Source organism: Streptomyces graminofaciens (assembly GCF_030294945.1).
Classification (GTDB): Bacteria; Actinomycetota; Actinomycetes; order Streptomycetales; family Streptomycetaceae; genus Streptomyces; species Streptomyces graminofaciens.
In genome coordinates this window covers 4,178,246-4,193,464 of the sequence record NZ_AP018448.1, presented here as the reverse complement: position 1 = coordinate 4,193,464, position 15,219 = coordinate 4,178,246, and the positions used below count along the sequence as shown (strand labels likewise).

Annotated in this window: 9 protein-coding genes; 7 read left to right on the top strand and 2 right to left on the bottom strand. The window is 73.4% G+C overall.

Annotation, left to right across the window (positions count from 1 at the left end; all coding sequences use genetic code 11):
* Positions 1-332: 332 nt before the first annotated feature.
* Positions 333-5,543, bottom strand: coding sequence for a type I polyketide synthase (locus tag SGFS_RS17910; RefSeq protein WP_286251507.1), 5,211 nt, complete (start codon positions 5,541-5,543; stop codon positions 333-335).
* An 80-nt stretch (positions 5,544-5,623) separates the two neighbouring features.
* Positions 5,624-6,943, bottom strand: coding sequence for a phenylacetate--CoA ligase family protein (locus tag SGFS_RS17905; protein WP_286251506.1), 1,320 nt, complete (start codon positions 6,941-6,943; stop codon positions 5,624-5,626).
* Between the two features lie 326 nt (positions 6,944-7,269).
* Here SGFS_RS17905 and SGFS_RS17900 point away from each other — a divergent pair, with 326 nt between their 5' ends.
* The 7 genes from SGFS_RS17900 to SGFS_RS17870 all read left to right on the top strand — a co-directional run bounded on the left by SGFS_RS17900 (position 7,270) and on the right by SGFS_RS17870 (position 15,211).
* The gene (locus SGFS_RS17900; RefSeq protein ID WP_286251505.1) at positions 7,270-8,307 is read left to right on the top strand and encodes a ketoacyl-ACP synthase III family protein; all 1,038 of its coding nucleotides are present in this window, start codon (positions 7,270-7,272) and stop codon (positions 8,305-8,307) included.
* A 9-nt stretch (positions 8,308-8,316) separates the two neighbouring features.
* Positions 8,317-9,936, top strand: coding sequence for a (2,3-dihydroxybenzoyl)adenylate synthase (locus tag SGFS_RS17895; protein ID WP_286251504.1), 1,620 nt, complete (start codon positions 8,317-8,319; stop codon positions 9,934-9,936).
* Between the two features lies 1 nt (position 9,937).
* Positions 9,938-10,201, top strand: coding sequence for a phosphopantetheine-binding protein (locus tag SGFS_RS17890; RefSeq protein WP_286251503.1), 264 nt, complete (start codon positions 9,938-9,940; stop codon positions 10,199-10,201).
* Positions 10,198-11,682 (top strand): amidohydrolase family protein, encoded by a 1,485-nt coding sequence (locus tag SGFS_RS17885; RefSeq protein WP_286251502.1) that lies wholly within the window; start codon positions 10,198-10,200, stop codon positions 11,680-11,682. The genes SGFS_RS17890 and SGFS_RS17885 overlap by 4 nt, the downstream gene beginning before the upstream one ends.
* Entirely contained in the window at positions 11,679-12,491 is an 813-nt protein-coding gene (locus tag SGFS_RS17880) for a 2,3-dihydro-2,3-dihydroxybenzoate dehydrogenase (RefSeq protein WP_286251501.1), read from the top strand. Before SGFS_RS17885 ends, SGFS_RS17880 begins: the two co-directional genes overlap by 4 nt.
* A gap of 174 nt (positions 12,492-12,665) precedes the next feature.
* The gene (locus tag SGFS_RS17875; protein ID WP_286251500.1) at positions 12,666-13,334 is read left to right on the top strand and encodes an isochorismatase family protein; all 669 of its coding nucleotides are present in this window, start codon (positions 12,666-12,668) and stop codon (positions 13,332-13,334) included.
* Complete coding sequence (locus SGFS_RS17870) at positions 13,331-15,211, top strand: anthranilate synthase family protein (protein ID WP_286251499.1); 1,881 nt, start codon at positions 13,331-13,333, stop codon at positions 15,209-15,211. The genes SGFS_RS17875 and SGFS_RS17870 overlap by 4 nt, the downstream gene beginning before the upstream one ends.
* Positions 15,212-15,219: the final 8 nt, after the last annotated feature.

The window sequence follows — 15,219 nt, the reverse complement described above, 5'->3', positions numbered from 1 at the left end:
CGGATTCGTGGAGCCGCTGGGGCGGTCGTGGTGGATACCCCCGGTGCGGCCGGACCTGTCATGCGGAGAGGCCCGTGGTGTGGGCGAGCCGGTGACGCGCCCCGATCCGCGATGCGGGCCGGGCGGCGACGGGCGGGCCGGTGACGGCCGGAGGGGCCGGACGCGACGGCGTCCGGCCCCTCGGTCTGTCGGCTTCGTCGGTCGGATCCGCACATCCGTCCCTGTCGTGTGCCGACAGCCGCCGCGGTCACCGGGACCGGCCGCACCCGGTCGTGTGCCGGTGAGCGCGGCGGCAGATGGGCGACGGCCACCCAGGAGGCCGCCGCCACGTGCTACGCCGTGGGCTGTTCCTCGACGGCGTGGGCGTCCGTGAGGACGCCGGCCAGGTAGCCCGCGATCTCGCTCACCGTGGGGTAGTTCCACAGCAGCGTCGCGGGCAGGGCCACACCCAGATCCCGTTCGAGGGCGACCCGGATGGCCGCGGCGAGCAGGGAGTCGACGCCCGCCTCGGTCAGGGGCCGGTGGACGCCGACGGCCTCCGGCCGCACCCCGAGCACGGACGCGACCCGTTGCCGTACGTCGTCCAGGAGGTACTCGGCCAGCTCGTCGCCCGTGAGGCCGACCCAGTCGGGCACCTCCTGGGGCTGAGCCGAGCCGTCGACGGCCAGTTCGGCGAGGAGCGCGGGACGCGGCCCGGTGTGGCCGCGCAGCAGACCGATCACGGCCACCAGGCCGCTCGCGACCCGCCCGACGGTCTGGTCGAAGGCGCGCAGCGCCTGGTCCGGGGCGATGTCGGCGGTGCCACGGGCCGCCAGCTCCATGTCGGTGGCCTCGGCCGACGTGGCCATGCCCATACCGCGCCAGCTCGTCCACGCCATGGAGACCGATTCAGCGTGCCCGCCGGTCCGCCGGTGCGCCGCGAGCGCGTCGAGGAACGCGTTGGCGGCGGCGTACGCGCCCTGGCCCGGCAGGCCGAGCAGCGGGCCGGCGGAGGAGAACAGCACGAAGAAGTCCGTCGTACCCGGCGGGAACAGCTCGTGCAGGACCAGCGCGCCCTCGACCTTGGGCCGCATGACCGCACGCAACTCGCCGGCCCCCAGACGGTGCATCAAGGCGTTGTGCACCGTGCCCGCGGCGTGCACCACGCCCCGCACCGGCGGCAGGTCGAGCGCGTCGAGCGCGGTCCGCACCCGCTCCGCGTCCGTGATGTCGGCGGCCACCGTGCGGACGGTGACCCCGGCCGCCTCCAGGCGCCGCAGCGCCTCGACGCGCGGATCGCCGTCGACCCACTGGGCACGCCGCGGCACCGGCGTACGGCCGAGCAGCACGATCCGGCGGGCGCCGCGCGCGGCGAGGTGACCGGCCAGCTCCAGACCGAGCACGCCGAGACCGCCGGTGACCAGGTACGTACCGTCCGGGCGGCAGGTGAACTGCTCGCCGTCCGGGGCGGGTTCGGCCGGCACCAGCCGTGGCGTGAACACCTCGCCGCCGGACACGGCGAGCACCGGCTCGGCGGGCCGCAGATGCAGCAGGTGGAACAGCGGCCGCGCGGGCAGCTCCTCCGCCGGCCCCACCGGCAGGTCGACGACGCCGCCCCAGAACTCGGGGTGCTCGCTCGCCGTGACCCGGCCCATGCCCCACAGCGGGGCCCCGCCGAGGTGTCCGACGGCCGCCGCGTCGCGCACCCCTCGGGTCAGGCACCACAGCAGCGGCTTGCGGTCCGGCAGCGCGGCGATCTCGGCCACTAGGCGGGCGAACTCCACGGCGACGTCGGCCGGTTCGGCGGCGCCGGGCGCGAACAGCACGTGGTCGGCGTCGGCGAGCCCGGACCGGTCGACGCTCACCGTCGCTCCGTGCGCGGCGGCCTCCGGCACCAGCGCCCGTGCCAGGTCGGTCGCGCCCAGCACCAGGACGGTGCGGCCCACCAGACTGGACCGTGCCGCGCTGTCCACCGGGAACGGCCGCCAGGCCATCTCGAACCGGCCGCCGGCGCACTGCTCCTCGCCGGACAGCTCGCCGTCGAGCTCGCCGTAGTGCAGCCCGCGCAGCGTCAGCACCGACTCCGGACCGTCCGCGTCAACCGCCTCTTCCGTGTCGTCCGGCACCCCGCGCACGTCGACGTGCACGGTGGTCGGCTGGTCCTCGTCGAGCCGGACCGAGATGACGGCCCGGCGCGGCGGCGCGCCGCGGCGGGTGACCTGGTCGATGTGCGCGGGCATCCGCAGTACCCCGGGGCCGGAGAAGATCACCGACGCCATGGACAGCGCGGCGTCCAGGATCGCCGCCCAGCTGCGGTCGAGGTCCGCGCTCGCGACGGCCGTCAACGTGCCCTCGCCGCGCCGGAGTTCCTCGATCGTCCACGGGTACCCCATGTCGGCGACGCCGAGTTCCGCGAGCCGCTCGACCACATACCCGGGGTCGAGCGACTCGGAGGCGTTCGTGACGACGACCGGGGCGGTGGGCTCGGGGCTCTCCCCGACCGCGGCGAGCGTGTGAGCCGCCCACGACGCGTCGGGCGCCCCGAGCCGGCGCGAGACCAGGCGCAGCCCGCCCTCGTCGCACACGACCTGCACCTCGCGCGTCTCCTGCTGCGGGACGACCACCGGCTGCCGCAGCCGCAGGTCGGTCAGGACGTCCGTACGGCCCGCCGTGAGGAAGGTGTTGACGAGGACGGCGGCCGGGACGATCTCGGTGCCGAGGACGGGATGCCGTCTCGGATACGGCCGGGTGCGCAGGTCGAGCGTGGTCTGCCAGACCCGGGTGCGCGAACCGTGCACCGCGGTCTCGGCGCCGAGCAGCGTGTCGACCGGCGGCTCGGTGCCGCCGCGCGCGTCGACCCAGTGCCGGTCGTGCTGCCAGGCGGTGGTGGGCAGATCGGTGCGGCGCCCCGTGGGCTGCAGGACCGACCAGTCGACCGCCACGCCCCGGCAGTGCAGCGCGGCCAGCGAGGTCAGCAGCGTGGCCTTCTCGGGCCGGTTGCGGCGCAGGCTGGGCACGACCAGCGCGTCCCCGGCGCCGGCCAGGATCTCGGTGATCGAGTGGCTGACCACCGGGTGCGCGGAGACCTCCAGGAACAGTCGGTGCCCGTCCTCGACCGCCGCCTGCACCGCCTGGTGGAAGCGGACGGGGTTGCGCAGGTTGGCGGCCCAGTAGTGCGCGTCCTGCCGTCGGCCGCAGCGCGGGTCGTCGACCGCGGTGAGGTAGAGCGGCACCTGGGCCGGGCGGGGCTCCAGATCGGCGACGGCGACGGCGAGGTCGGCGCTGATCTCGTCCATGTGGCTGCTGTGGAAGGCGACGTCGGAGTCGACCCGGCGGATCGTCCAGCCGAGAGCGGCCCACCGCTCGGCGGCCTCGTCGACGGCCGCGATGTCGCCCGCGACGACGGTCGAGGAGGGGGCGGCGGCGATGGCCGCGCGCAGGTCGTCCCGGGCGACGCCGATGCGGTCGCTCACCTCGTCGAAGGACCGGTCCACCATGATCATGGCGCCCTTGCCCGCGACCTTGCGCAGCAGGGCGGAGCGGCGGCAGATGAGCCGGGCGCCGTCCTCCTCGGTCAGCACACCGGCCGTGACCGCCGCGGCGATCTCGCCCACGGAGTGCCCGATGATCGCGTCCGGCGCGAGGCCGTGGCGGCGCCACACCTCGACGAGGCCGATCTGCACGGCGAACAGCATCGACTGGATGACGTCCACCGACCCCAGATCGTCGCCGGTGAGCACCTCGCGCGGGGTGATGCCGAGTTCCTCGGCGTAGACGGGGCCGAGGCGGTCGATCGCCGCGGCGAACACCGGCTCCTCGGCGAGCAGGTCCCGGCCCATGCCCGCCCACTGGGCGCCGTGGCCGGAGAACACCCACACCGGGTTCCGCGGCCGGCCCGCGGGCTCGCCGGTCACCACGGCGGGGTCCGGCCGGCCCTCGGCCAACGCGCGCATCCCCTCGGCGAGTTCGTCCCGGCCGGTGGCGAGGATCACCGCGCGGGCGGCGAGGTGCGTTCGGCGGTGGGCGAGCGTGTGACCGACGTCGGCCGGCTCGTGCGCGTCGAGCGCCCCGGCCAGCCGGGCGGCCTGCGCGGCGAGCCCCGGCACGGTCGCCGACGACACCGGGTACAGGGCGGGCCCGGCGGCCTGTGGGGCCTCATGGCCCTCATGGCCCTCATGGCCCTCATGGCCCTCATGGCCCTCATGGCCCTCATGGCCCTGTGGGTCCTGCGAGTCCCGCGGGTCCTGTGGCGCCTGTTCCAGCACCGCGTGCGCGATGGTGCCGCCGTACCCGTAACTGGCCACGCCCGCCAGCCGCGGGCGGCCGGTCTCGGGCCACGGCGTCGGCTCGGTGACCACGCTCAGGCCCGAGGTCGCCCAGGGGATGTCCCGGCGCGGCCCGGCCACCGACAGGGTGGGCGGGATGACGCCGTGCTCCATGGCGAGCGCCGTCTTGATGAGCCCGGCGATGCCCGCCGCGGCCTCGCAGTGACCGATGTTGGTCTTCACCGAGCCGATGAGGCACGGCCGCCCGTCCTCCGCCCGGGCCCCCACGACCGCGGCGAGCGCGGACGCCTCGATGGGGTCGCCGACCCGGGTGCCGGTGCCGTGCGCCTCCACGTAGTCGACCTCGTGCGGGGCGACACCGGCCGCCTCGTACGCCTTGCGCATCAGATGCGCCTGGGCGGTGGCGCTGGGCGCCATGATGCCGTCGGTGCGGCCGTCCTGGTGGACGGCGGTGCCGCGGATCAGCGTGATGACCCGGTCGCCGTCGCGGCGGGCGTCGGCGAGGCGCTTGAGTACGACGATGCCGCAGCCCTCGCCGCGGCCGTAGCCGTTGGCGGCCTCGTCGAAGGCCTTGGAGCGGCCGTCCGGCGAGATGGCGCCCGCGAGGTCCAGGACCGTGGTCAGGCCCGGGCCCGCCATCAGCATGACACCGCCCGCGAGAGCGACCGGCACCTCGCCGGAGCGCAGGCTCGCGCACGCCTGGTGCACGGCCACGAGCGAGGACGAGCACGCGGTGTCGACGGCGAGGGACGGGCCGCGCAGGTCGAGGGTGTACGAGATGCGGTTGGGCACGCCGCACAGCGAGGAGCCGATACCGGTCCAGGCCTCCACCCCGGGCAGGTCCTCCAGCAGCCGGCGTCCGTAGTCGTCGGTGCCGACGCCGATGAACACGCCCGCGTCGGTGCCCGCGAGGTCGGAGGCCGGGATGCCCGCATGCTCCAGCGCCTCCCAGGCGACCTCCAGCGCCATCCGCTGCTGCGGGTCGAGCTGGCGGGCCTCGGTGGCCGAGATGCCGAAGAACGACGCGTCGAACCCGGCGATGTCGTCGAGGAACGCGCCGTTCGCCGTCACCCGGGACAGCACGGCCGCGTTCTCGCGCGACTGCGCCCGCTGCGGCGCCCACCGCTCCTCGGGTATCGGACCGGACGCGTCCACCGCGTCCATCAGCAACTCCCACAGGGCCTGCGGCGAATCGACGCCACCGGGGAAACGGCAGCCGATGCCGACCACCGCGATCGGGTCCTCGGGGCTCGGCGGAAGGGGGGACAGCTCACTCATGGGGTCACCGCTCAGCGTCGGCGTCGTCCGCGGTGGACGACGAGAAGGGGAAGGGAGGTCAAGGGAGTCGGCCGAGGTGCTCATGAGAACGTGACCCCCTTGCTCCACGCGTCCCAGTCCTCGCCCTCCGCGTAGAGATAGCGGGCCTTGAGGATGTCCCGCTGCGCGGTGAGGGCCTCGGCGGGGACGAGCGTGCCGGGGGCCAGGCCGGTGACACGGTGCGGGACTCCGAGCTCGCGGTCGATGGCCTCGCCCAGCTCCTTGACGGCCCGGTCGCGGACCGCGTCCGGCACCTCGAACTCGACGCGCAGCACGTCGTGGTGGGCCATGGCCCGCCAGAACAGCACCTCGTAGCTCGCAGGGAGGCCGAACACCAGCTCCTCCAGGCGTTCCTGAGTGACCGAGGCGGAGCCCACCGGGTATGCCGTGCCCGCGCGGCCGAGCACCCGCACCGTCGGCAGCAGCCATCCGCAACCGCACGGGTCGTGGGACACCTCGACCTCGTCGGCGAGGTTGTAGCGCAGCAGGGGCATCGCGTCGCGGTACAGCGGTGTCACCACGATCTGGCCGCGCCCGGACTGCGACAGCTCGCCCGTCCGGGGGTCGTACACCTCGAAGATCGCGCGGTCCGCCCACAGGTGCAGCACCCCGTCCGGGCACTGTCCCGCGATCGTGCCGGTCTCGGTCGAGCCGTACTCCTCGACGATCGGGATGCCGCCCCACAGCTCGCTGAGCCGCTGCCGGCGCACCGCCGTGAGCGGCTCGGCCGCCGTGAACATCGCCCGCAGGGACGGGAAGTCCTCCGCAGGGCGCAGACCGGCCGCCCTGGCCGTGGCGGCCAGCAGCGCGATCTCGGTCGGATTGCACCAGGTGAGGGTCACGTCGAGGGACTTCATGACGCGCACGATCCGCGACAGCGGAGTGGCGAGCGAGCGCGCGTCGCCCGGCACGACGGTGGCACCGCGCAGTCGGCCGGCGGCCTGCGCGAGATGACCGGTGATCACCAGACCGTAGGGGGTGCGCACCAGGAACGTGTCGGAGGGGTCGATCCCCACCCACTTGCGCGCGAACCGCTCGGCGAGGTCGGTCCAGTCCTCGTCGGTGTAGTACGAGGCGGTCGGGTCGCCCGCCGTACCGCTGGACTCGTGGTAGGTGGCGAGCCGCTCGCGCTCCACCGCGAGCATCCCGAACGGGTACTGGTCGCGCAGATCCTGCTTGGTGGTCGGCTCGACGCCGGTGAAGTCCTCCGCGGTGCGCGGCGCGTCACGGCCCTCGTAACGGGCCGCGTAGAACGGCGAGCGCAGCGCCTGGGCGAGCACTCTCGGCAGCTGTGCCCGCTGGAGCTCGGCGAGTTCCGCGGCATTCGACCAGTCGCCCGGTTCCGGACGCGACCTCGACATGGGTTCTCCCTCGTGACCTCGTGAGTGCCTGGGCCCCAGCAGCACAGCAGCGAGGCCCGCACAGCGGCGCGAGTAGTCGGTACTCAAATCAGCCATCGGGCGCGCCGCGCGAAAGGGGGTGCAGGACCTGCGCAACCCACCCCGGCCGGGGGGTGAGCGGGCCCCGGCCGGTTGAGTACCGCCTACTCATGAGCCCCGGACACGACCGGTGTTGTGCTTGCGGCCGACGCACCCAGGGCCCGTCCGGGGCGGCGAACGCCCCACCCCCACCGCTCACGTGCGTGATCCACCCACGAAGGAATCAACCCCGTGAAGGAGTCGGCTCGATGAGGACTGCGAACCTGTATCTCGCCGGGATCGGCAGCCACCTGCCGCCCCTGCTCCCGGCCGAGCGCGCGGTCGCGGAAGGCCTGTACGACGAGGGGGCCCGTACGGCCTCGGGCATGCGGTCGGCGGCCGTCAGTGAGTCGACTCCCGCCCCGCAGCTGGCGATCGACGCGGCACGGACCGCGCTGGCCGGCTCCGGACACGGCCCCGACGACATAGGCGTCCTGCTGCACAGCTACACGCACCACCAGGGCCCCGACGGCTGGTCCGCGGTGCACTACATCCTCAACAACACCGTCGACCGTCCGGTTCCGGCCGTCGAGGTCAAGCAGGGCTGCCTCGGCATGCTGGCCTCCGTGGAGATCGCGGCCAACCGGCTGATCGCCAACCCCACCCACGACGCGGCGTTGATCACCACCGGCGACAACTACTCGACGCCCGGTGTCGACCGCTGGCGTGCCTCGGGGCTGTTCGTGCTCGCCGACGCGGGCTCGGCCGTGGTCCTCTCGCGCCGCTCCGGCTTCGCCGAGCTGCTCGCGGTCGGCTCCCTGTCCGACTCCTCGATGGAGATCCTGCACCGCGCGGGCGAGGAGCTCTTCCCGCCCGGCGTCACCCGCGGCCGGGGCCTGAACTTCGCCGAGCGCGCCGAGAAGGTCCGCGAGCAGTGGGCGGAGGGCCAGGCCCCGCCCATCAAGAACTTCGGCGACCGCGTCGCCGAGATCACCGAACGCACCCTGAAGGAAGCCGACCTGACGTTCGACCAGATCACCAAGGTGTGCCACGTCGGCTTCGGCCGGCCCGCCCTGGAGGCCATGTTCCTGCTGCCGCTCGACGTGCCCGAGGAGAAGACCGTCTGGGAGTACGTCAGCACGATCGGGCACACCGGCGCGGCCGACCTCTTCCTCGGCCTGGAGCACGTGTGGCGCACCGGACAGGTGGGCCCCGGCGACAACGTGCTGCTCATCGGCGCGAGCACCGGCATGGAGGCCGGCGCCGCCGTGGTCCGCATCACCGAAGCCGCCCCGGAAGCCGCGTAGGAGCCGACGATGCTTGACGGATGCACCCCCTGGCCCGAGGACGTCGCCCGCCGCTACCGCGAGCAGGGCGTCTGGCGCGGTGACACGCTCGGCACGGTGCTGCGCGACTGCGCGCGGCGCTACGGCGACAAGCCCGCGCTCGTGCACGGCGACCGCCGTATCGGCTACGCCGAACTCGACCGCTGGGCCGACCGGCTGGCGGCCGGATTCGCCGCGCACGGTGTGCGCCCGGGCGACCGGGTCGTCGTCCAGCTGCCCAACGTGCCGGAGTTCGTGGCGATCGCCTTCGGCCTGATGCGGCTCGGCGCCAAGCTGGTCTTCTCGCTCCCCGCGCACCGCGCCAGCGAGATCACCCACCTCGTCGAGCTGAGCGGAGCGGTCGGGTACGTGGTGCCCGAGACGCACCGGGGCTTCGACCACCGCGAACTGGCCCGCCAGGTCCAGGCCGCGACCGGCACCCTCGACTCCCTGTTCGTGCTGGGCGACAAGGCCGAGGGCTTCGTGTCGGTGGCCGAGCTGGAGGCGGCGGCCGGCGAGGCGAAGCCGTTGCCCGAGCCCGACCCCACGGACGTGGCGTTCTTCCTGCTGTCGGGCGGCACGACGGCTCTGCCGAAGCTGATCCCGCGGACCCACGACGACTACGTCCACATGTCCGACCGAGCCGCCCAGGTGTGCGAGCTGACCGAAGAGGACGTCTACCTCGCCGTACTGCCCATCGAGTTCAACTTCGCCTTCGGCTGCCCCGGTGTGGTCGGCACCTTCCAGACCGGTGGCACCGTGATCCTCGCCGACACGCCCAACCCGGCGGACTGCTTCCCGCTGATCGAACGGCACGGGGCCACCGTCACCGCGATGGTGCCCTCGATCATGGCGCTGTGGCTGGACGACGCCGAGTGGACCGACGCCGACCTGTCCAGCCTGCGCCTGGTGCAGGTCGGCGGGGCGCGCATGCCGCGCGAGTTCACCGAACGCATCCAGCCCACTCTGGGCGCCCGGCTCCAGCAGGTGTTCGGCATGGCCGAGGGCCTGCTCACCTTCAGCCGGCCGGACGACCCGGACGACTCGGTGCTCACCACCCAGGGCAAGGCGGTCTCCGAGGGCGACGAGATCCGCATCGTCGGCGAGGACGGCGCGGAGCTGCCCGCCGGCGAGATCGGCGAACTCCTCACCCGCGGCCCGTACACGCTGCGCGGCTACTACCGGGTGCCGGAGTACAACAAGCGGGCGTTCACCGAGGACGGCTTCTACCGCACGGGTGACCTGGCCCTGCTCACCGCGGACGGCGACCTGGTCATCGCGGGCCGCATCAAGGAGATGATCATCCGCGGCGGCGACAAGATCTCCGCCGGCGAGGTGGAGGACCTGCTGCTCGCCCACCCGGCCGTCGCGGCGGTGGCCGTGATCGGCGTACCCGACGAGTTCCTCGGCGAGCGGATCTGCGCCTACCTCGTCGCCGACGGCGCCGAGGTCCCGCTCGCCGAACTCAAGCGGTCGGTGCACGCCCGGGGCGTCGCCGACTACAAGCTCCCCGACGCGGTGCGGTACCTGCCCGAACTTCCCCTGACCCCCCTCGGCAAAGTCGACAAGAAGGCGCTGGCCGCACACGCCGCGTCCGAGCAGGAAGGCTGACGTGGACACCTCTCCCATACCCACCGAACAGGAGCTGCGGGCGATCCTCGCGCCCGTGCTCGGGGTCGAGCCCGCCGACATCGACGCGGACGCGAGCCTCGTCGTCATGGGCCTGAGTTCGCTGGAGATCATGCGGTTGGTCAGCCGCTGGCGCAAGCAGCGCGTCCCGGCCGACTTCGAGGCGCTGGTCGGCGCGCCCACGCTGAAGGGGTGGCTCGCGCACTTCGAGTCCCTCGCCCGGCCCGAGCCCGGGGTGGTGTCATGAGTGTCCAGCTGATCTCCGGCGGCACCGTCTACACCGCCGACGCCCAGGAGTCGGTGCACGCGCGCGGCGCCGTACTGATCGTCGACGACAAGATCGCCGCGGTGGGATCCGCCGCCGAGGTCGACGCGGCGGTCGCCGCCCTCGACCCCGCCCGCCGGGCCGAGCTGCGCACCGTCGACGCGGGCCGGATGATGGTCCTGCCCGGTTTCGTGAACGCGCACTGGCACGAGATGTTCGCGATGCGCTTTCCGATGCGCGGCGCGCTCAGGCCCGTCTCGGACCGTGACGACCAGGTCGCGTTCATGGGCGGCGGCGGTGACATGCACCAGATCTCCGCCACGTTCGACCGATTCGACGACCTGATCGACGGCATGACGCCGGACGAGGCGCAGGCCATCGCCGAGTACTCGATGTGGACGCAGCTGCGCGGCGGCGTCACCACCCTCGGCGACATGGGCTCCCTCAACCGCCCGGCGTCCATGGTCGCCGGGGCCCGCCGGCTCGGCATCCGCTTCTCGGCCAGCACCTGGGCGAGCGACGCGATCTGCCCGCCCGAGCAGTCGCGCTTCGTACGCACCCGGGACACCGAGGGGGTCCTCGCCGGCTTCGAGGAGCTGCTCGGCCTGGTCGCGGCCGACACCTCGGGCCGCCTGAGGTGCCGGCCGAGCATCGCCTACGTCACCAACATGACGGACGAACTGGCCCGGGGCATGGCCGAGCTGGTCGCCCGCCACGACCTGCCCTTCGCCACGCATGTGGGCGCGCTGCGCAACGAGGCCGACCTGATGCGCACCTACTACGGCGAGTCGGGGCTGCGGCGGCTGGCCGAACTCGGCCTGGTGGACGACCGGCTGATGGCGGGCCACGCCGGGTTCCTGGACGAGCACGAGCAGAAGCTGATGCTCACGGCCCGGGCCCACATCAGCCACTCACCCGGCAAGTACGGCCCGTCCGGCGAGTCCTCACTGACCGAGACCGGCGTCGTACCGGCGCTGCGCCGCGCCGGACTGGACGTGTCGCTGTCCACCGACGGTTCGTCGATGCCCAGCGCCGGTATCGCCGAGACGATGCGCGCCGCCTGGCAGATGTACAACGAGATGAGCGCCGACCAGACCGAGGTGCTGCCCACCGACGCGCTGGCGATGGGCACCCGGATCGCCGCCAAGGGGCTGCGCTGGGACGACGCCGTCGGCAGCCTGGAGCCCGGCAAACAGGCCGACCTGCTGCTGATCCCGGCCGACGACTGGCGCTACCTGCTCAACCCGCGACCGCTGGAGAGCTTCCTGTGGCTGGCCGGGTCCGCGGACGTGGACACGGTGATCGTCGGCGGCCGTACCCTGCTGCGCGGCGGCAGGGGAGTGGAGGTCGACGAGGCTGCGCTGCAGGACCGCTACCTGGAGGCGCTGCGCGGCTTCACGACCCGCACGCTGCGGATCCCCGACGAGGTGGTCGGGCGCGTCCTCGGGCAGGTGACCCGATGACCGCCCCGGCCGTACGCACTGGACCGGCCGCGCCCTCGCACGAGCTGTCCGGGGTGGCCGTGGTGACCGGGGCGGCGGGCGGCATCGGCGCCGAGACCGTACGGGCGCTCGTGGCCACCGGCATCCCGGTGGCGCTGCTCGACCGGGACATCACGGCGCTGTGGCAGCTGGCGGCAGCCCTGGAGGAGCACGGCGACCGGGTGCTCGCGGTCGCCGTGGACGTCGCGGACAGCGCCGACGTGGACGCGGCGATCGCCAAGGTGGAGGCCGAACTGGGGCCGATCACCCACCTGGTGAACGCGGCGGGTGTGCTGCGCAGCGGAACGGCCAGCGAACTCACCGACGAGGAGTGGGACATCACGTTCGCCGTCAACGCGAGCGGGGTGTTCCACGTCAGCCGGTCCGTCGCCCGCCGCATGGCACCGCGTGGCCGGGGCTCGATCGTGACGGTCGCGTCCAACGCGGCGTTCACGCCCCGGGTGGCGATGTCCGCGTACGCCGCGTCCAAGGCGGCCTCCGCCATGTTCACCAAGTGCCTGGGCCTGGAACTGGCCGGCCAGGGCATCCGCTGCAACGTGGTCGCCCCCGGCTCCACCCGCACCCCGATGCTGACGGCCCTCCAGGGCGACGCGGCCGAACGCGCCTCCGTCGCGGGCGTCCCGGACGCCTACCGCCTGGGCATCCCCCTCGGCCGTATCGCCGAGCCCGCCCACATCGCCGACGCGGTCCTGTTCCTGCTGTCGGACCGGGCCGCCCACATCACGATGCACGAACTGACCGTGGACGGCGGAGCGGCACTGGGCGTCTGAACCCCGGGCCCAGGGCACCCCGCCGACGGCCCACGGCCCCCCGTCGTGCGACCGCCGCCCCACCGGTGGCCGCTCACGCCCCAGCCGCACGACGACCGCTGCCCCACACGGCGAACGTCACCGTCCGCGCCCGCACGGCGCCGAACGTCCCCGACCCGTGAAAGGAACCGCGACGTGGCGATCGCACCGATCGACCCGTACCAGATGCCTCACCCCACCGAACTGCCGGTGAACACCGCCACCTGGACGGTCGACCCGAGCCGGGCGGTGCTGCTGGTGCACGACATGCAGCACTACTTCCTCGCCCCCTTCGCCGGGGCCGCCCAGCCGCGTACCGACCTGCTGGCCAATGTCACCGCGTTGCGCGAGCGGTGCGCCGAGGCCGGCGTCCCCGTCGTGTACACGGCGCAGCCCGGCGGCATGACACCCGAGCAGCGCGGACTGCTCAAGGACTTCTGGGGAGCCGGCATGTCCGCGGACCCGGCGGACCGCGGCATCCCCGAGGCGATCGCGCCCGGCGGGCACGACACCGTCCTGACCAAGTGGCGGGCCAGTGCCTTCCACCGCACCGGCCTGGTCGACCTGCTCCGCGAACAGGGCCGCGACCAGCTGGTGATCTGCGGGGTCTACGCCCATGTGGGGATCCTGCTCACCGCCTGCGACGCGTTCGCGCACGACGTCCAGCCCTTCGTCGTGGCCGACGCGGTCGCCGACTTCACGCCCGAGTTCCACCGGATGGCCCTCCAGTACGCGGCGACTCGGTGCGCCATGACCCTGCCGACCGCCACGGTGCTCCAGGCGCTCCCGGCGGCTGCCCTCGCGCCCGTAGGAGACCCCTCATGATCGGACTGGCGGAACTCGCCGACTCCGGACGCCCCTTCGCGGTGCTCCACCGCCCCGAGAGCGGCACCCCCGGCCGGATCGACCTGCTGACCGGCGACTTCACCGAGGTGGCCGGCACCGCCGAGCTGCCCGTCCCCGACCTGGGCCGGGCCGGCACCCACGAGGTGCTCGCCGTGCTGCCGTACCGGGTGATCGGCGAGCGCGGCTACGACCACCACGACGACGGCGAACCCGTCCTCGCCATGTCCGTGCGCGAGCAGACGCTGCTGCCCGTCGACGAGGTGCTCGACCTGGTGCTGCGGTGGCCCGTCGAGACCGGCGAGGGCGGCTTCGACCTGGACGACGAGGCGTACGGCGACCTCGTGCGCCGGGTCCTGGCCGAGGAGATCGGGCACGGCTCCGGAGCCAACTTCGTCCTCAAGCGCACCTACCTCACCGAGATCCCCGCCTGGTCGGTGCGCACGGCACTGGCGCTGTGGGGCCGGCTGCTGCGCGGCGAACCCGGGGCGTACTGGACGTTCCTCATCCACACCGGAGAGCGCACCTTCATCGGCGCGAGCCCGGAGCGGCACGTCAGCCTCGACGACGGCGTCGCGGTGATGAACCCGATCAGCGGCACCTACCGCTACCCGGACGGCGGCCCGACCACCTCGTCGGTGCTGGAGTTCCTCGCCGACGGCAAGGAGACCAACGAGCTGTACATGGTGCTCGACGAGGAACTGAAGATGATGAGCCGCGTGTGCGACGACGCGCACGTGGTCGGGCCGAACCTCAAGGAGATGGCCCACCTAGCCCACACCGAGTACCGCATCGTCGGGCACAGCCACCACGACGTACGGGAGATCCTGCGGGAGACGCTGCTCGCGCCCACGGTCACCGGCAGCCCGGTGCAGAGCGCCTGCCGGGTCATCGCCAAGTTCGAGCCCGGGGGCCGCGGTTACTACTCCGGCGTGGCCGCCCTGATCGGCCGCGACGCCACGAACCGCCGCCGCATGGACTCGGCCATCATGATCAGGACGGCGGACGTGGACGCGGCGGGCCGGATGCGCATCGGCGTCGGCGCCACCCTCGTACGCGACTCCGACCCGGCGGGCGAGGCCGCCGAGACCCGGGCGAAGGCCGCCGGGCTGCTCGACGCCCTGCACCGCGGGGCACGCACCGGACGTCCGGCCGGACTCGACGAACATCCGCAGATCAGAGCCGCGCTGGACCGGCGCAACGCCCCCCTGTCGGACTTCTGGCTCGCTCCCGCCCCCGTACGATCCGGAGCGCGCGGCAAGCTGCTGATCGTGGACGCCGAGGACACGTTCACCGCGATGAGCGCACTGCAACTGCGCAGCCTCGGCTACGACGTGACCGTCCGCCGCTTCGACGAGCCGTACCGCGTCAGCGGATACGACCTGGTCGTGCTCGGCCCCGGCCCCGGCGACCCGCGCGACGGCGACCACCCCAAGATCGCGCATCTGCGCGCGGTCACGGGCAGCCTGCTCAACCTGCGCATCCCGTTCGTCTCCGTGTGCCTGAGCCACCAGGTCCTCTGCCGGCTGCTCGGACTTCCGCTGCGCCGGCTGGACTTCCCGAACCAGGGCGTGCGGCGGACGATCGACCTGTTCGGCACCCCGGAGCCGGTCTACTTCTACAACACGTTCACCGCCCACTCCGACAGCGCGCTGCTGGCCAGCCCGCTGTGCCCGGGCCTGGTGGAGGTGGCGCACGACCCGGTCACCGGCGAGGTGCACGCGCTGCGCGGACCCGGCTTCACCTCGGTGCAGTTCCACCCCGAGTCCGTGATGACCCGGCACGGCTCGGCGATCCTCGACGACCTGGTCACCGGTGCGCTCGCGCCGGTGCCGCACGGAGCGGAGCTCACGGCGTGACCCCAGGA